Annotated in this window: 17 protein-coding genes; 15 read left to right on the forward strand and 2 right to left on the reverse strand. The window is 42.8% G+C overall.

What is annotated here, in order from left to right:
- The 5 genes from AAV90_RS12340 to AAV90_RS14220 all read left to right on the forward strand — a co-directional run.
- Positions 1-273: transposase (locus tag AAV90_RS12340; protein WP_046499317.1), on the forward strand; the 273-nt coding region annotated here is incomplete at its 5' end.
- A gap of 120 nt (positions 274-393) precedes the next feature.
- Complete coding sequence (locus AAV90_RS12345) at positions 394-1,812, forward strand: MATE family efflux transporter (protein WP_046499659.1); 1,419 nt, start codon at positions 394-396, stop codon at positions 1,810-1,812.
- A 158-nt stretch (positions 1,813-1,970) separates the two neighbouring features.
- Positions 1,971-2,300, forward strand: a complete 330-nt coding sequence (locus AAV90_RS12350; protein ID WP_046499661.1) for a phage holin family protein — start codon at positions 1,971-1,973, stop codon at positions 2,298-2,300.
- 303 nt (positions 2,301-2,603) lie between these two features.
- On the forward strand, positions 2,604-3,062 hold the full coding sequence (locus tag AAV90_RS12355) for a GyrI-like domain-containing protein (protein ID WP_046499663.1): 459 nt from the start codon (positions 2,604-2,606) through the stop codon (positions 3,060-3,062).
- 22 nt (positions 3,063-3,084) lie between these two features.
- Positions 3,085-3,531, forward strand: coding sequence for a DUF3788 domain-containing protein (locus AAV90_RS14220; protein ID WP_052729778.1), 447 nt, complete (start codon positions 3,085-3,087; stop codon positions 3,529-3,531).
- 15 nt (positions 3,532-3,546) lie between these two features.
- Here the strand turns inward: AAV90_RS14220 and AAV90_RS12365 are convergent, their stop codons facing one another.
- Positions 3,547-4,926: an NAD(P)/FAD-dependent oxidoreductase gene (locus tag AAV90_RS12365; RefSeq protein ID WP_046499665.1), complete on the reverse strand. Its 1,380-nt coding sequence runs from the start codon at positions 4,924-4,926 to the stop codon at positions 3,547-3,549.
- A 161-nt stretch (positions 4,927-5,087) separates the two neighbouring features.
- On the opposite strand from AAV90_RS12365, the gene holA reads away from it, so the two are divergent.
- Entirely contained in the window at positions 5,088-6,071 is a 984-nt protein-coding gene (gene holA, locus AAV90_RS12370) for a DNA polymerase III subunit delta (RefSeq protein ID WP_046499669.1), read from the forward strand.
- A gap of 90 nt (positions 6,072-6,161) precedes the next feature.
- Here holA and AAV90_RS12375 read toward each other — a convergent pair whose 3' ends face one another.
- Positions 6,162-7,634: a 4-hydroxyphenylacetate 3-hydroxylase family protein gene (locus tag AAV90_RS12375; RefSeq protein WP_046499671.1), complete on the reverse strand. Its 1,473-nt coding sequence runs from the start codon at positions 7,632-7,634 to the stop codon at positions 6,162-6,164.
- 647 nt (positions 7,635-8,281) lie between these two features.
- Here AAV90_RS12375 and AAV90_RS12380 point away from each other — a divergent pair.
- The 9 genes from AAV90_RS12380 to AAV90_RS12420 all read left to right on the forward strand — a co-directional run bounded on the left by AAV90_RS12380 (position 8,282) and on the right by AAV90_RS12420 (position 18,600).
- On the forward strand, positions 8,282-9,580 hold the full coding sequence (locus tag AAV90_RS12380) for an acetyl-CoA hydrolase/transferase family protein (RefSeq protein WP_198142859.1): 1,299 nt from the start codon (positions 8,282-8,284) through the stop codon (positions 9,578-9,580).
- 140 nt (positions 9,581-9,720) lie between these two features.
- Positions 9,721-10,983 carry an ABC transporter substrate-binding protein gene (locus AAV90_RS12385; protein WP_052729779.1) on the forward strand — a complete coding sequence of 421 codons (1,263 nt, stop codon included), beginning with the start codon at positions 9,721-9,723 and terminating at the stop codon, positions 10,981-10,983.
- A gap of 80 nt (positions 10,984-11,063) precedes the next feature.
- Positions 11,064-11,945 carry a branched-chain amino acid ABC transporter permease gene (locus AAV90_RS12390; protein WP_198142858.1) on the forward strand — a complete coding sequence of 294 codons (882 nt, stop codon included), beginning with the start codon at positions 11,064-11,066 and terminating at the stop codon, positions 11,943-11,945.
- Positions 11,946-11,954: 9 nt separating this feature from the next.
- Entirely contained in the window at positions 11,955-12,989 is a 1,035-nt protein-coding gene (locus AAV90_RS12395) for a branched-chain amino acid ABC transporter permease (RefSeq protein ID WP_052729780.1), read from the forward strand.
- Positions 12,964-13,701, forward strand: a complete 738-nt coding sequence (locus AAV90_RS12400; RefSeq protein WP_242847564.1) for an ABC transporter ATP-binding protein — start codon at positions 12,964-12,966, stop codon at positions 13,699-13,701. Before AAV90_RS12395 ends, AAV90_RS12400 begins: the two co-directional genes overlap by 26 nt.
- Positions 13,688-14,392: an ABC transporter ATP-binding protein gene (locus tag AAV90_RS12405; protein ID WP_341363022.1), complete on the forward strand. Its 705-nt coding sequence runs from the start codon at positions 13,688-13,690 to the stop codon at positions 14,390-14,392. The genes AAV90_RS12400 and AAV90_RS12405 overlap by 14 nt, the downstream gene beginning before the upstream one ends.
- A 218-nt stretch (positions 14,393-14,610) precedes the next feature.
- Entirely contained in the window at positions 14,611-16,716 is a 2,106-nt protein-coding gene (locus tag AAV90_RS12410; protein ID WP_046499679.1) for a sigma-54-dependent Fis family transcriptional regulator, read from the forward strand.
- Between the two features lie 282 nt (positions 16,717-16,998).
- Complete coding sequence (locus AAV90_RS12415; protein ID WP_046499682.1) at positions 16,999-18,141, forward strand: acyl-CoA dehydrogenase; 1,143 nt, start codon at positions 16,999-17,001, stop codon at positions 18,139-18,141.
- Positions 18,142-18,177: 36 nt separating this feature from the next.
- Entirely contained in the window at positions 18,178-18,600 is a 423-nt protein-coding gene (locus AAV90_RS12420) for a MaoC family dehydratase (protein WP_046499684.1), read from the forward strand.
- Positions 18,601-18,770: the final 170 nt, after the last annotated feature.

The following is an 18,770-nucleotide window of genomic DNA, read 5'->3' on the forward strand; positions in this document are numbered from 1 at the left end:
CCGGAATTCATTCAAGAATTCCGCAAGCGAGCTAAAATCGAACCCAAGAATGCAGAACTAAAACGATTCCACGGACTAGACCGAGCCAAAGGCTATGGTCTACGAAGCATCCGCATTCAGGCCAAACTAACAGCCCTGGCGGTAAACTTAAAGCGGATAGCCAAACTGATATCCGCTTCAAAAGGGTTATCTTCGTTTATTTTGAGGTTTTTATTCTGTCGGGTACAGATTAACCTACCTGATGGGCTGTGGGTAGCCGCCAGGGCGGCTTAAAAGGGTTGCTTTTTCAGTGATCTCGAACCGTCCCCTTGACACCCCTTGACAATCTCCCCGATCCGTTTATTCCACTACTATTTCCCTTTGCCTGTACATAGGTATAGGAAGGAAGGGGAGATGGTTATTAAAAAATATGCTTTGGGCGAGGAGCGGGTGGGCAGGCTGATCGTAAGATTATCATTCCCTGCGATGGCCGGCATGTTGTTATCAGCTTTGTTAGGATTGATAGACACCTTCTTCGTTTCTCGCCTGGGTTCGGCTGCCCTGGCCGCCTTGACCATCTGTATCCCTATTGAAATACTTCTGGTATCAATGGGATCGGCTACAGGAGTGGGAATAACTTCGCTGCTATCCCGTACCCTGGGGAAAAACGAACTGGCAATGGCCGATAATATTGCCTGGCACGGAATAGCCATCGGAGTATTTTATGGAATATTTTTTTCCTGGCTGGGAGTAACTAATCTGGATATGCTCTTAATCCTTTTTGGCTGCACCCCGGAGATTTTTTCTCTGTGCCGGGACTACCTATACATTGTATTGATGGGCAGCGTATTTACCTTTATCCCCTTGATCGCCGGCCATATTCTTCAAGGCGAGGGAAATACCTACTTACCAATGCTCACCTCCATTATAGCCATATCGTTAAATGTGATGCTAGATCCGCTTTTCATATTCGGTCTAGGGCCGCTGCCGGCTATGAATCTGACAGGTGCGGCCGTTGCCATGGTACTAGCCCAAATAATCACTACCTTATTTATTCTGTTTAAAATGTATCACAGCCGGGTTATGCTCACCTGGTCGATTCGCCATTTTCATCCCAGCCCGACTGTAATAGCCAAGATTTATCAGGTAGGACTGCCCACCTTGGTAATGGAACTCTTGACAGTTATCATTATGACCAGCCTTAATAAGATTTTGGCCGGATTCGGATATACGGCGGTGGCAGCTTTGGGGGTCTTTTTCAGAATAAGATCCTTGTTTTTTATGCCTATTTATGGCTTGGCCCAAGGAGCCATGCCAATCGCCGGATTTGCCTATGGTGCCCGGCAAAATGACCGGGTTAAGGAGACCATAATTAAAGCATCGATGATCGCTGCCGGGATTCTGCTGGTCGCCTGGTTGGTAATGCATAATTATGCACTGGAAATAATACAGCTGTTTTCCCAAGATCCTAAAATGACTGTATTAGGAGTAAACTGCCTGAAACTAGCGACATTTTTTCTGCCAATTATGGGGCCCATCATCATCCTAAACACTGTGTTGCAGGGAATCGGCAAGGGTACATCAGCCATGTGGCTTTCACTTATCCGGCAAATTGGATTCTTCTGGCCGGCCTTGGTGTTACTGCCGCGTTTTTTCGGTCTGAACGGGGTATGGCTGGCTTTTTCGATTAGCGAATTGTTGTCGGGATTTTTAGCCGTCTTTTTTTTCATAAGGCTTTGGATACAACTACAGGAATACAAGCATTATACCATTATGTTCCTTTTTAAAAAGGGATATATATTAAATCGTTTTTTTGCTTGGTTAAAGTGGTAATCCTCTATTTTTAAAAATGGAAGTGTTTATCAGGTTAAAGATATCATTAATTTTTTTGCTACGGGTGCTGCGCATTAAAATATGCATGTATTTTATCAAACTATCCGGGTAAAACTACTTTATATCAAAACATATAATTTTTTGAAGGAGGTAATCCAATGGTTCAAACTATCGTAAGATTTGTTGTATCAGCCATTGTCTTATTACTGATTAGTTATCTCTTGCCCGGAATCAAGGTATCAGGCTTTTGGGGTGCATTGCTGGCAGCAGCGGTTATAGCTATTTTAGGATATCTGGTCGAGCTGGTGTTAGGAGAGAGAGTATCGCCGCGCAGCAGAGGAATTGTTGGTTTTGTGGTGGCAGCTATAGTAATATACCTGGCCCAGTTCATCATTCCCAATTATCTAAGCGTAACTCTGCTGGGAAGCTTGCTGGCAGCCCTGGTAATCGGTCTGGTGGATGCATTTATACCCACCGAGTTAAGATAAATCAGGCAGACAAAAGGACAGTCCAGGGGATAGCAGACTGGGAAAGAAAAACAGTCAGTCGCACCCAATAATTGCTAATCCATTTTCCGCATAATAAATTCGAGTAAATTAATATTTTTTAAAAAAGAGATTGCTTTTGGCATTTATGCTGGTAGCAATCTCTTTGATATTTGCTTTACTTGGATATCCCTCCTAATGAGATTGTATTTCGGTAAACTATTGCCGAAAAAATTTAAAAAAATTTACTTTAAACCTGTAACATAGTTGCCTTATAATAAGTAAAAAAATTTCAGGAGGTATGAAATGCAAGACCAAATTACTGTGGAAGAAAAGGCGGCTCAGCCTACTATATCCATACGTACCCGGACAGCGGTGGAAAATCTGCCCCAGGTTTTGGGGAAAGCCTATGGAACCATTATGAACTTTCTTTTTGAAATAGGTGTACAGCCTGCCGGGGCATCTTATGTGGGCTACTTTAACATGGATATGCAGGATATGGATATAGAGATAGGATTCCCCGTGGGGCAGGCTATATTGGGCAGGGATGATCTTCAAGCCAGCGAGATTCCAGCAGGCAAGCAGGCATCCTGCCTATATACCGGTCCCTATAATAAAATCGATTCTGCTTATAATGCCCTTATGGAGTGGATACCTGCCAATGGGTACGAAGCAACCGGTGTCTGTTATGAGTTTTATCTTAATGATCCCGCCCAAACGCCGGAAAGTGAACTGTTAACCCAAATAGTATTTCTTCTCAAGTAAGGAAGAAAAGGAGCTTTGTACAATGGTGCATAATGATTTAATTTTAGATGCCGATCATAAACCGTCCTACGAGGAAATACTAACCTATATGGCAGAACCGGCTTTAACCTGGTGGAAGACGCTTAATACTTTTATTCAGGAAAAGTACCATATAAAGCCAAAAACCACTTACAGTAATTGCTCGATGCAAAAGGGCTGGAACGTGAAATATCAAAAGTCCGGCAAATCGCTGTGCACACTTTATCCTGAACAACATTTCTTTACTATTCTGATTGTGGTTAAGTTGGAATTAGCTCACATTATAAGCGCCATGACTGAAGTATTTGAGCCTGTGGTTTTAGACATCGTTGCATCCGCTCGTCCTTTTAATGGCACCAAATGGCTATCAATCCCGGTGAAAAGCGAAGCTATTTTAAAGAATGTCCAGGAACTGCTGGTCATGAAGCAAGAGAGAAGTTCCGCCCAATAGAACGTTTCGCTCTTTTTAACCGACATCGTTTAGAATATCCCGGGCGGCTATCACCCCGGAAACGCTGGCCTGGATCAAGCCGCGGGTTATGCCAGCTCCGTCACCGCTGGCCCACAAGCCGTCAATACAGGTTTTAAGGTGATTGCTTAATTGTGGCCGGGCTGAATAAAATTTGGCTTCAATCCCGTAAAGAAGGGTATGATCTGAAGCCATCCCCGGAATGACCTGATCCAAAGCTTCCAGACATTCTTTGATTCCCACCATGTAACGGTGGGGAAGTACCAGAGATAAATCACCGGGAACCGCTGCTTTTAGGGTAGGTTCTACCAGACCTTTGGAGATTCTTCTTGCGGTGGAGCGTCGGCCCCGTTTCAAATCTCCATAACGTTGCACAATAATGCCTCCGCTTAGCATATTGGCCAGGCTGGCAATACAACGTCCATATACAATTGGCTGGTTAAAAGGTTCCGTAAATTCCTGGCTTAAAAGCAGGGCGAAGTTGCTGTTATTGCTCTTACTTTCCGCGAAAGAATGCCCATTTACGGTAATAATTCCATTAGTGTTTTCCATTACCACATGGCCGTTAGGGTTAACACAGAAGGTGCGTACCAGATCATCGAACTCTCTGGTGTTATAAACGATTTTAGGTTCATAGATCTTATCGGTAAAGTTCTGTAAGGTTACCGCCGGCAGCTCAACCCGCACCCCGATATCCACCTGGTTATTACTTAAGGGGATATTTAGTTTACGGGCTTGCTCTGAAAACCAGTGGGCACCTTCCCGTCCCGGAGCGCAGATCACCCGGGGAGCATAATAAGTGGCTTTATTGGTTTTGACCCCTTGCACCCTCGCACCGTCAATTAGGATATCCTCCACGATTTCGCTGGTTTTTATTTCTATGCTTTTATCCAGGTTATTTTTCAGGTTTTGGAGAACCTTAAGGGTATTGTCCGTTCCCATATGCCTGATATGGGCCGGCAGCAGTTTGAGGCCGACATGAGCCATGTGCTGGCGCAGCCGCTCAAATTCCTCGTCATTATTGCCGTATAACTTCTCCGGGGCTCCGTTGGCAAGATATATCTGGTCTACATAATCGATTAATTCGGACAGTTTTTCTTTGCCGATATAATCATTTAACCAGCCTCCGAATTCTGTGGTCAAGGTAAGCTTGCCGTCTGAAAACGCTCCCGCGCCGCCCCAGCCGCTCATAATGGAACAAGGTTGGCAATTTAAGCAGGTGCTGGCTCCGTCATTTACCGGGCAACTGCGTTTATCAACGGTTTTGCCTTTTTCAAGCAGCACAACCTTTAAAGAGCTATGCAGGCTGAGTTCACGGGCGGCAAAAATACCGGCTGGGCCTGCTCCGATAATTATTACGTCATAATTATTTGACAAAAAGCTTCCCCCTTTTTGAAACAGTGTTGCACCGATGTCTGATTAAGCGGTGGAATGATGATATACTTGAGTACGGTTTGATTATATCATAGTATAGAATTAGAATCGCTTGCCCCCCACCCAGATGTTTGGTGGGGGGGTAAATACAAGGGGTATACATTATGGAAGCAAAACGCGTATATTACCTCTGGGGTGCAGAATCATATTTGATTGACCAGGAAATAAAAGGTCTGGCAGCCCGGATGCATGAGGACACCGGCGAAGAACCTGAGCTGGTTTTAGTGGATGCAGATGAGTTAAGCCCTTTGGAATTGGGTGAAACCCTGCAGCACAGCGCTTTATTTGCCTTAAGCCGGATCGTTGTTATTAAAAACCCTGCCTGGCTAGGCAAAAACGCTCGCCAGGTTAAAAAGGCAGAGGAAATTGCCCGGGTATTCAAAGATTATTTATCCCGAAATCAAGCTGGACAACTGCTCGTAATTTGCAGCCCGGAGCATCATAGTACAAACCCGCTGGTTAAAATGCTGGACAAGGAAGCCCAAACAAAGAATATTAAACCCCTGACCCCCAAGGCATTAGGGGAGTGGCTTAAAAAGGAGTCTGAGCGCAGGGATCTGAAGCTGGATTCGGCCACCCAAAATCTCCTGGTAAACAGCGGTCAGGATATGTATTACCTTATAAACCTTTTGGAGAAGCTATCTCTGATGAAAACAGGGCGGATTGATCCAGCTGAAATAGAGGCGGAGTTGGATCGCAAACAGGAAATAAAGGTATTTAAATTAACGGATGCACTGCTTAGCCGTAATCTGGCCGCATCACTGGAAGCTTTTTATCAACTGCAGGAACAGGGCATGCATTATTTGCTTATGTTGCATATGATTAGCAACCAGCTGGTTGTCATGAGCAAAATAAAGTTTTATCAGGAGGCGGGTTACTCACCGGAGCAGATTGCCGGTTTAAGCAAGCAGAAGGATTTTGTTATCCGTAAGATGATGGAAAAAGGCAGACGTTTTTCAGACAGTGATATTCGTGTCCTTTTTAAAAGATTGTTGGAGGTTGATATCAGTCTTAAAGGAGAGAGCAAAAACCCCCAGCTACTGATGGAGACCTTGATTGTAGAGTTTTGTAATAGCGGGGCTTTTTAAACCCCGCTTGTTTTATGGGTAAGCTATTCAAGTTGTCGGGTTATATTGTTTTGCATCAACAAGGGGGTAATCCACGTTAGAGAAAATGCCCTATTTCCAATTAATATCGCTGTTTTCTTGTATTCCGCAGATTTTTTCAGCCAGTTCCTTTTTATGTTCCAGATCAACCAGGCGGGAAATCATTATTCTTTGAGCCTGGGGTGAACCTGCTCCATGCATGGATTCAGTCAGGTAAGCAACTGCACCGCATCCCATCGTAATGTTTTCAATTAGTCTTAATAACCGTTGCCTTTTCTCGCTGGTGTTATCGCCGGCTGCTTGAGTATATTTTTTTACTAGCGGCCCAATTTCTGGATGATCAAAATCTTCTGCCGAGGGTAAGGTAACCAGTAGACCTCCGGCTAGATCTTGAGCAATGCGGGCTATTTCATATGGAAAACGAGTTACATTTTGCTTACAAATGTTTGCCAGCAACAGATCTATCATATAGTTGCCGGACTGTGTTTTGCGCCCCTCAGCTGAGCAGGCTATTCCACAGGCATATAGGGTCTCGTTAAGATGGCACATCTCCACTATTTTGTCTTTTACGTGGGAAGCCTTATAGACACCATTATAATCAGTAATGGCTTTGGCAGCGCCAATCAGCGTATCACCTGTTCCAACTTTACAGCCCCCATAACTCTGGCGATGATATCCTGCAAAGCGTTCTACCAACATAGTGGAAAAATCAGTTTCGCCATTCATAAAAACCCGCTCCCAGGGTACAAACACGTCATCAAATATAGTCATTATTTCCTGACCGCCAAAATTGATGTTGCCGGTATCGATTTTGTTTGCTTCCAATTTACGGGTGTCGGAGGACTGCCGACCATATACATAGATAATACCTGGGGTCTCAGTAGGAACGGCAAAGCAAACCGCCCAGTCTTTTTCATCATTTTTCATTGAGTTGTTAGGCATAACCAGTATTTCATGGGAGTTAACCATACCGGTTTGGTGCAATTTACAGCCCCTTACTACTATCCCATCCTCCCGCCTCTCTACAACACGCAAGTAAGCATCGGGATCGGGTTGTTGTCCCGGTGATTTAGATCTATCACCACGTGCATCAGTCATACATCCATCTACAACCAGATCATTTTGCTGTACATATATTAGGTATTTTGTGAAGCGTTCATGATAATTGGTACCATATTTAGCGTCTATCTCGAAGGTGGTACTGAAAACTGCATTGAAGGCGTCCATACCTACACAACGTTGAAAACAGCAACCGGTTTTCTGCCCCAGCAGGCGCTGCATCTTAACCTTATTCATCAAATCGGTTGTACTCTGATGCAAGTGGGTAAAACGATTAATCTTTTCCCCGGTAAGACTGGAGGTAACCGTCATTAAGTCTTCATATTCAGGCTCCTCGGCCAGTTTATAGGTCATGGCCATAGCATTAATTGATGGTCTAATAATTGGATTGTCTACATAATTGTCAACTTTTTCCCCAAACATATATAGATTTAGCTTTCTGGTGCGCAAGCTATCAATATACTCTTGGGCTGTCTTTAAAGACATAGTTGTCCCACCTTTCTCTAATACTTCTACAACTTGGTTAGTGCACTGCAATACATACTATCTTTGCGTATGCTGTACTACCAATACTAATGTGATGCAATTTCTATGCCATGGGCAGGAACCAACCTGGATAGGAGGCTGCCTGCTGTTGGGAATATCAACACTAAAACAACTTGCTACCGATTAATTATTAAATAAGCGATCTAACCAAAGCATAGATCTACTCGCACTTAAGTTAAGGAGCAGGCCTAATATAAATGAGTGCTGAATCAAGCAGCTTTAAGGCCGGGTTTGAGGGGATCTGCGGCGAAGTTTAAAACGTTTATAGCAAGATCTAACCTGAACCATTTATAAATCACCCTGTTTTCAATTGAACCGAAAACGAATCACAGGCTGTTTGTAGCTAAAAACGTAGGTTCCGACAGTTGTTGTTAAATTTTGATGAAACGAATACGATTCACTTTGGTTGCCGATGCAGTTTTTTTAAAAAATAAAAACAGCATTATTCTAGTTAAATTTAATCTAAACAATAAATTATGGTGATTAAAAGCGTATTTTACTGGAACAGCAGGTCTTGTTCTATTGGGTTGGTATGCAAATTGCGTATATAAATATTATCAAGCTACAGAAAGGAGTAGACAAAGGTGTTGGACTGGCAAAATTATTATCGCGATCGTATAAGGACACCTTCTGAAGCTGTAAAATATATCAATTCTGGCCAACGGGTAATACTTGGACATGCTTGTGGAGAACCTCAGGTATTGACCCGGGCTCTGGTAGCGAGAGCTGATGAACTGGAGGATGTCGAAATAGTTCAGAGAGTGGCTATGGGAGAATCATCTTATGTTGACCCAGAAATGCAGGGCCATTTTAAACTAAATTCGTTGTTTGGCAGTGCCCCCACTAGAAAAGCCATAGCTGATGGGCGAGCGGATTTTACCCCTTGTTTTATAAGTGAGATTCCAGATTTGTTTTTAACGGGGAAAATTCCGCTTGATGTAGCCATGATAACGGTAACTCCACCCGATAGCCATGGGTATTGCTCTCTAGGCATATCCATCGATTACACTATTCAGGCCGCTCGGGCGGCAAAAATGGTCATTGCCCAGGTAAATCCGGAGATGCCTCGTACTTATGGAGATACTCTCCTGCATGTAAGTGAAATAGATTACTTTGTACCTGCGGAAGAACCTCTTATTGTACTGGAACCTCCGGTTATTGGGCCGGTAGAAAAACAGATTGGAATGAATGTAGCTTCACTTATCGATGACGGATCTACTTTACAGCTAGGTATAGGATCCATACCGGATGCAATACTAAATTTTTTGCACGAAAAACATGATCTGGGAGTGCATACAGAGTTATTTTCCGATGGAGTCAGAGGCTTGGTGGAAGCAGGAGTTATAAACGGTAAGAAAAAGACACTGCATCAGGGCAAAGTGGTGGCAAACTTTGTGATGGGCACTCCCGAACTGTATAACTGGGTACATGATAATCCCGCCATATGTCTGTATCCGGAAGACTATGTAAATGATCCCTTCGTAGTTGCTCAGAATTATCGCATGGTAGCTATCAATTCGGCTTTGGAAGTTGATGTTTTGGGACAGGTCGCGGCAGATATGCTGGGGCCAAGACAGTTTAGCGGAGTAGGGGGGCAGGTAGACTTCATCCGGGGTGCGGCTCGTTCACCGGGTGGCAAGGCTATAATAGCTTTTCCAGCCACGGCTATGAAAGGCAAAGCGAGCAGAATAGTGTCGGTGTTAAGCAAAGGAGCAGCGGTAACTACTTCCCGGCACGACGTGGAATATGTCGTAACCGAGTATGGTATTGCTTATTTAAAAGCTAAAACGGTAAAAGAGCGAATTGAAGCTCTTATCAGCATTGCTCACCCTGATTTTAGAGCAGAGATAAGAAAAGACGCATATAGTACTTATTTTAAGTTATAAGGATCGGTTTGCGACCATTTGCGTTTGTAGTACTGAAGAGATGAAGTGCAATATAGAAGGCGGGTGATAATTGATTTAATCTGTATAGTTACTGGCCCATTAGGAAGGAATGATGTATTTTTGTAATGGAGGTGTATAGGATGAATAACAAATGTAAAAGGTTTTTAGGCTTATTATTAACAGTTGCTATGTCTTTTACTCTAGTTGTAGGATGTGGAGGACAAAATAGCGGAACCGCTACTAAAGAGGTTAAAATGGGAACTATACTTCCTCTTTCCGGTTCAGCTGCTCCCCTTGGTAAGATAGGTCAGCAAGCCCGCGACATGGCTATAGAAGAGATAAACGAGGCAGGAGGCATTAAGTCTTTGGGCGGTGCCAAAATAAAAATGGTCTATGCGGATAGTAAAGGTGACCCTGCTGTTGGTGTATCTGAAGCAGAACGTTTAATAACCCAGGAAGAAGTATGCTTGATTACTGGTTGCTATCAGAGCGGAGTAGCAATGCCTTCCACTGAAGTAGCAGAACGTTATCAGATTCCGTACTTTGTAGATGTTCCTTCAGAAGATCAGATTACAGAACGTGGTTATAAGTATATCTTCCGTTTGGCGGAAAAAACTAGCTGGCGAAATCTAGCTCAGACTGAATTTGTAACTGAAATGTCCAAGAAATATAATACCCCCGTCAAAACCGTAGGTCTTATATATGAAAATACCGCCTGGGGTCAAGGTGCCGTACGAGCTTGGGAAAAATATTTGCCGGAAGCAGGTTTACAAATCATAATGAAAGAACCCTATCCCACCAATTCTTCAGACCTTACCCCAGTTGTGTTAAAAGCCAAGCAACTTAATCCGGATATTATCATGATGGTATCCTATGTATCTGATGCTGCCCTTTTGACCAAAACATTTGCCGAACATCAGGTTAAACCCCTGGCTTTTATTGGTACCAGTGGAGGCTTTGCTGATCCCACTTATTATAATCTGGCTGGAGATGCCTCTGAATATTACTTTGATATTTTCACCTGGGAACCCGATGTGAATCGGCCATCATCTAAAGAAGTAAATGAGCGTTTCAAGGCCAAATATGGTTACGGCATGAACGCCGAGGCGGTTAAAGCCTATGCGGGTATGTATGTTATTGCTGATGCACTCGAAAGAGCTGGCTCAACTGAACCTGAAAAGATTCGGGAAGCTTTTGCAGCGACCAATATCAATGAAGGTCCGACTCAAATGTATGCATCCCAGACAAAATTTGACAAAACTGGACAGATGATTAATGCGCCTCTAGTAATCTGCCAGTATCAGAAAGTAAATGGCAAAATGGAACGTGTAACGGTATGGCCGGAAAATGAAGCTCGGGTTGGTTCTGAAATAATTTGGCCGTATCCAGGTGTAGCAAAATAAATCACCCGGAAAAGAGTGTAAGAGGTTGACCAGAGTATCTGGTCAATCTCTCCTCCCAATTGAAAGGGGTGTTATTTTAAGTGGGCTTCTTATCAGTAGTTGCTAATGGTCTTAGTATGGGGGCTATCTATGGTCTGATAGCTCTGGGTTTAACTCTAATATTTGGCATAATGAAGATAATTAACTTTGCACAGGGTGCACTGCTTATGTTATCAATGATGATATCTTATTGGCTGTGGGCAGCCACTGGCCTTAGTCCGTACGTTTTAATCATTATAGTTGCCCCAATAATGTTTGTGGTTGGTTATTTATGTGAACGGGTTTTGATAAAACCAGTGCTGGATGCACAAAAAGATGTACGTGAACCGGTAAGTGTACTTTTGCTTACAGCCGCCCTGGCAATAGTCCTGGAAAATTTGGCCTTGATGGTTTTTGGTGCCGATTATGTAATGGCCAAAACTAGTTTTTCAGATGTTACGCTAGCTTTCGGACCAGTTACGGTTAGCGCTGCCCGTTTTTACGGACTAATTATTGCTCTAGTGGTTGCGGGGCTTTTCTACCTATTTCTTATGTATTCCCAAACCGGACGCAATCTTAGGGCTACTGGTCAGGATCGTAATGCAGCATCATTGATGGGCATAGATATTACTAGAACTTATGCCATCGCCTTTGGGATAGGAACCGCCTTGCTATCTGTAGCAGCGGTAGCTCTAATACCCTTTTATTACATACATCCATCAGTGGGACAGGTCTTTATGACCAAAGCTTTTATCGTTGTAGTTTTGGGTGGATTGGGTAGTGTGCCCGGTGCTCTTTTGGGTGGCATAATAATCGGATTGATTGAATCAATAGCTGCGCAGTATATGACTGCTACTTTGACGGTTATATTGGTTTATGCAGTATTCTTGTTGGTTCTTTTCACCAAGCCATCGGGTATATTTGGCTCGCCCTATGAATGGTAGGTGAGATTTGTGACAGGTATTAATATTAATAAGAATTCCGTAATATTAGCTGTTTTGGTAGTACTCTTATTACTACTGCCTATGGTTGTTACCAAGCCTTATTATCTGCACGTTATTATTATATGCCTACTATGGGCTTACCTGGCTTCGTGCTGGAATATAATTGGTGGCTTTGCGGGTCAGCTTTCATTAGGTCATGGCATATATACCGCAATAGGCGCCTATATAACAGTAATTCTTTTTAACACTTTTGGTCTTTCGCCCTGGTTGGGACTATTTGTCGGCGGTGGGGCTGCAATACTGCTTAGCCTGATGATTGGCTATCCAACGTTTGGTTTACGTGGGGCTTATTACGCTCTGGCTACGGTAGCTATTTCCGAGGGAATAGTAGTGTTACTAAATAATACCGGTAGTATTGGAAGATTTACCGTGGGCGGAGCCGAAGGATTAATCGTTAAATCGGTTGGTAGTTCGGCAGCTGCGTTCCAGTTTAATTCCAAAATACCTTATTACTATATAGTTTTGATCATGCTATTTTTAATCATTTTTATTGCAAAATGGATAAAAGAATCAAAACTGGGCTATTATTTGGTGGCTTTACGGGAAGATGAGGACGCAGCTGCGGCTATGGGAATTAATGTACGGCATAACAAGCTTATTGCCGGAGCAATTAGTGCATTTTTTACTGCCTTAGGCGGTGTGTTTTATGCTATGTTGATACGTTACCTGGAACCAAATGCAATTGCTGGTGCCAGTATGTCTACCCAGATGGTGTTTCTGGCTATAGTGGGTGGATCTGGTACAGTATTGGGCCCGGTTATTGGTGGAATACTCCTAGCTTTAATTAGTGAGATAATTCGTTTCTATCTGGGCGGTCAGTTGATGGGATTACACTTATTCATTTATGGAATGATTGTTCTTCTTATGATTATTTATCAACCACGAGGGATTATTGAACTTTTTGAAAAAATCGGTCGGCGCTTTTCACGAAAACATAACGATGAAGGAGGGAGAAGCGGTGCAGAAGACCCTTCTGGAGCTTAGTGATTTAAGCATTAAGTTTGGTGGCCTTACAGCTGTAAACAGGTTAAATTTGAAGATAAATGCTGGCGAAGCAGTAGGATTGATTGGGCCCAACGGAGCGGGTAAAACCACCGCTTTTAACCTTATTGTCGGTGTTCATCAACCAACTGTAGGTAAGGTAATCTTTGACGAAGAGGATATTACTGGTTTAGCTCCCCATGTGGTATGTCGTAAGGGTATCGGTCGTACCTTCCAAGTAGTAAAACCTTTCGGTAAAATGACTGTACTGCAAAATATTATGGTGGGAGCCTTTGTCAATACATCCAAAAAAAGTGAAGCTCGGCTGATAGCTACAGAAATCATGGAAAAAATGAGCCTTCAAGGAAAAAGAGACTACTTGGCCCAAAATCTAACCATCCCTGAAAGAAAAAGATTGGAGATGGCCAAGGCTCTAGCTACTCAACCCAAACTGCTATTATTGGATGAGGTATTGGCTGGATTGAATCAAACGGAAATTGAGGAGGCGGTTCAACTAATTAAAACCATAAATCGTGACGGAATCACGATATTGATGATTGAACATGTATTACAGGCAACCATGGCCATATGCAGCCGCATTGTAGTCTTGGATTATGGTAAAAAAATAGCTGAGGGAAGCCCACAAGAGGTAACTAGTAACAGCGAAGTAATTAAAGCATATTTAGGTGATGAATATGAAAATGCTGACAGTTAAAGGAATAGACTCAGGTTATGGGGACATAACCGTATTAAAGGATATTACCTTAAGTATAGAAGAAGGAGAAGTAATAAGCATTGTTGGTGCCAATGGTGCTGGTAAAACTACGCTACTAAATACCATCTCCGGAATCATCCGTCCAAAAAGTGGAGAGATTTGGCTAGATAATCAGAGAATAGACAAACTTCCTGCACATAAAATAACCGAATTGGGAATTGTTCAGGTTCCTGAGGGGAGAAGGATTTTCCCACTCATGACTGTATATGAAAACCTATTAATAGGCTCTTCCTTGCCGCGGGCAAAAAGTAAACGCGAAGAAAACCTGGAATATGTCTTCGATTTACTACCACGCTTAGCCGAGCGCAAGGATCAGGTAGGTCGCACCATGAGTGGAGGCGAACAGCAAATGCTGGCAATTGGCAGAGCCTTAATGGCTATGCCCAGGCTTTTGATGTTGGATGAACCTTCAATGGGATTATCACCATTATTAGTAAATACAGTATTCGATGTTATCTCTAAAATAGGTGAACAAAATATAACCGTACTGCTGGTGGAACAGAATGTTAAAAAAGCCATGCGCCTGAGCCAGCGAAGTTATGTTCTGGAAAACGGCTATTTTTCCATGGAAGGTTCCTCGGAGGAATTATTAAACAATCCTCATATAAAGAAAGCTTATCTGGGTTTGTAATGTTTATGGTAGCAATTCCCTATCCCTTTGGGCATAACTGCCTGAAGGGATAGCGTTTTTATGATTTCCATAACCTGCAGAATAGTTCGAAATAATTCGACAATAAGTTTGCTGAAACGTGGTTAATTATTATAAGATGAAATTAAGTTAAGATTTAACAACCTGGAACTAACCTCGAAAGTGCTTGTTATTGAAGTTTTATTTCAGGAGGGATATGAATGCAAGTACAGGATATCATGATACCTTTACCTTGGGTATGTAAGCATGAACAAACCTTAAAAGAAGTGGCAAATTTGTTTTTGTTGCACGATGCTGATGGACTTCCAGTTGTTAACAACCTGGAGGAATTTGTTGGATGGGTTGGTAAAAAGCAAATGTATAGCGCCATTGCTAAAGGCATTGATTTTAATACTCCGGTGCATGAATTAATGGTGAGTAACATGTCGGTGGTGGCGCCGGAAACCACGTTAGAGGAAATACTCCCCTTAAGTAATAGTATGGTGCCGGTTATTCAGAATGGCAAAATATTGGGTGTGGTCACCCGGGAAACGGTTGCCAGTTTTAGCAACCTAAATTCCAGTCATTACTCAGTGCAGATGGAAGCTGCCTTTGATGCCGTTTACGATGCTATTATTGGCATAGATGTTAATCAAAACATTCTCATTTTCAATAAAGCTGCTGAAGAGCTACTAGGCATAAGTAGATTATCAATCCTGAACCGGTCTTACCTGGAGATTTTTCCCCAGGGAATCTTGCCTCAAGTGCTGGAAAACAGGCTAGGCGCCTTGAACCAAAAGGTAAGCTATGAGGATAAAACCCTTTTGTCAATAAACTGCCCGATTGTGATCGGAAATAAAGTAATAGGTGCCATTGCGGTTTTGCAGGACATATCAAAATTGGAGAGTATAACACATGAATTGGAATATACTAAAGAGCTTAAAGCAGAAGTAGACGCCATTATTGAAGCTTCGTTTGACAGTATTTTTGTAACTGATGCTAAGGGAAATGTTTTGAGTATTAATGATGCTTATACGAGAATTACGGGTATCAAAGCCGAAGATATTATGGGTAAGAATATGTACGATCTGGTGCAAGAGGGTTTGTATGACCGTTCGGCTACGATAGAGGTTATAGAAACGCATCGGTCGGTTACCTTTACGCAAAACATCAAGACCGGTAAGACTCTCCTGGTTACAGGCAACCCGGTGTTTAATGATAAAGGGGAGTTTGTCAGGGTACTGACCAATGGCCGTGATATTACCGAACTGATGCAACTCAAGCAAGAGGTTGAGCAGGCCCAAAGTTTAAGTAGGCATTTCGAAGAAGAACTGAAAAAGGCCACCATGAATTCCAGGGAAATGGTAATTAACTCTGATAAATCCCGAGAAATTATGGATCTGACCGTACGGCTCGGCAAGGTGGATTCAAGTGTTTTAATCTACGGGGAATCAGGGGTGGGCAAAGAATTGGTTGCCCGGGAACTGCATAAAAATAGCCTTAGAAAAGACCGGCCCCTGATAAGCATAAATTGTGCTGCCATTCCGGAGAGCCTTCTGGAGTCCGAGCTATTTGGTTATGACAGCGGTGCTTTTTCTGGGGCTAAAAAGGGCGGTAAAATGGGGATATTCGAAATTGCCAACGGGGGCACCCTCTTTTTAGATGAAATTGGCGAAATGCCTATTACCCTGCAATCTAAATTATTGCGGGTGATTCAAGAAAAAGAGATCCTGCGAGTTGGAGGAACCACACCGATAAAGATTGATGTACGCTTAATTACCGCCACTAACCGAAATTTATGGGAGATGGCTAAAAAAGGACAATTCAGGCAAGATCTCTATTACCGCTTGAATGTAGTTCCCATCCACGTACCTCCCTTACGGGATAGAAAAGAAGAAATACCTGCGCTGGCGTATCATTTCTTGCGGATTATTAACGAGCAATATGACTTGCAAAAGAAGCTCGATCAAAGACTAATAGCCAGATTAATGGAACATGATTGGCCAGGTAATATTAGGGAATTAAGAAACGTTATTGAACGGGCGGTGGTAACTAGTCCGGATACAGTGATAAAATCCATTAAATTAAACGGCAATATTATCCTGGATGAAAAAGAATATGTTACGGGAACGGAAGATTCGCCCGAAATTGACTTGCGGGAAAAGGTTAATGCTTACGAAAGGGACCTGATAAAGCATTATGTTGAAACTTATAAAAGCAGTCGCAAAGTGGCAAAAGCCCTGGGCGTAAGTCAAACAACTATCATGCGCAAAGTTGCTCTCTATGGAATAAGTCTGGGGGGACAAGAAGAGGTGAACCGAGCATAGTTCACATGAGCCGAAAATGAATCACGATGTTTGGTTGGGAAGATAGCAACATTATGCTAATGCTGAACCGATCTTGAAATGACTGGGCAGTAATTATGGTTGGTTCGGGTTTAGGATTTGACAGGGAGGGGGCACTTGCTAGTTGCATTTGCTAAGACTTTGAGGGTTTGATTACTGGGGTTGGCAAGTTTCTTGCATCATTATATCAGCAAGACAAGGGAATAGGTGCTAAGGGTAGTCTATTCAAGGTATTGGTTGAAACATGGCAAAGGAGGAAGAATAGTGGATTTTAAACTAGGTGAAGAACATGAAATGTTAAGACAGTCAGTCAGGGATTTTGCCGAAGGAGAATTGGCTCCTGGGGTAGCTGACCGGGATGAAAATGAATACTTTGACCGCAGTGTATTCGATAAAATGGGAGAATTAGGGCTGACCGGCATTCCCTTTGAAGAAAAATACGGTGGTGCGGGAATGGATTACTTGGCCTATGCTATAGCAGTAGAAGAACTGGGGAGAGTTGATCCCTCTGCCGCAGATACCCTTTCCGCCCATGTGAGTCTGGGCGCTTGGCCTATCTTGGCCTTTGGCACCGAAGAACAAAAGTCAAAATACCTGATCCCCCTGGCAGAGGGAACTAAATTAGGTGCTTTTGGCCTCACTGAAGCGGGAGCAGGTTCGGACGCTATTGCCATGACCTGTAAGGCGGATTTGGATGGAGAAAGCTATGTCTTGAACGGAAGGAAGATATTTATTACTAATGCAGGTGCAGCTGATACCTATGTAGTATTTGCCCGCACAGGCCCCAAAGAATTGAGGAGCAAAGCATTCAGTGCATTTATCGTGGAAAAAGGCACCCCTGGCTTTTCTTTTGGAAAATTTGAAAAGAAAATGGGGTTAAGGGGCACTCAGAATTGTGATTTGGTTTTTGAAGATTGCCGCATACCTAAAGAAAACCTGTTGGGGAAAGAAGGAGAAGGCTTTAAGATTTCCATGCAGACTTTGGATGGAGGAAGAATAGGAATTGCTGCTCAATCGGTAGGTATCGCCCAGGGTGCATTTGAACTTGCCCGGGACTATGCCAAACAGAGAGTGCAGTTTGGTAAACCTATTTCTGCTTTGCAGGCTATTCAATTCAAATTAGCCGATATGGCATTAGAAATCAAAGCCTCAAGACTTTTGACCTATAATGCCGCCTGGAAAAAGAGTCAAAATATGGACTTTGGAATAGACGCTGCCATGGCAAAGCTGAAAGCATCTGAAACGGCTAATAAGGTAGCTAATCAGGCAGTACAAATTCATGGAGGCTATGGATATACACGGGAGTACCCCGTAGAGAGAATCATGAGGGATGCTAAGATAACGGAGATTTATGAGGGAACAAGCGAAATTCAGAGGGTCGTCATCAGTAACAGTATTTTACGTTAACTTTTTAGGTAACCATCATACTAGGAGGCGCAATTTATGAATTATCAGGACAAAATAAAAACCTGGGAGATGCTAAAGCTGGGTGATGCCGAAACAATGACCAAGACCATGACGGAATCGGATATTATGCTTTGGGTAGGCATTACCGGAGATATGAATCCGGTTCACATCGATCGTGTTTATAGTGAAAATACCCGTTTTAAGGATGTAGTGGTGCCCGGTCTATGTGTGGCCGGCTTGATTTCGGCGGCTGTAACTAAGGTTACTTTTGGTAATGTTTATGCCATGCAGAATTTAAAATTTGTTAAGCCGGTTTACATTGGCGATACCATTACCGCTACCGCTGTAATAAAAGAAAAATTGGAAGACAAACGTATGGTTCAGATTGAAACTACCTGTGTTAACCAGAATAATGAAGTTGTTATTGTTGGTGAAGCCAGGGAATATATATTGGCTTAAGCGTAAGACCGGTCTTGGATTTTTAACAGTAATTTCAGCAGGGGAAAGAGGTATTATCTCTTTCCCCTAAAAATACTGTCATACTAATAGAATTAAGTCTTAGTACTAATACAGGAGTTTTTTGCTTGAAAACCAATAGTATTTTGACGCTATCAAGCAAAATAAGTAAG

Source organism: Syntrophomonas zehnderi OL-4 (genome assembly GCF_000983115.1).
In the GTDB taxonomy this organism is placed as follows: domain Bacteria; phylum Bacillota; class Syntrophomonadia; order Syntrophomonadales; family Syntrophomonadaceae; genus Syntrophomonas_B; species Syntrophomonas_B zehnderi.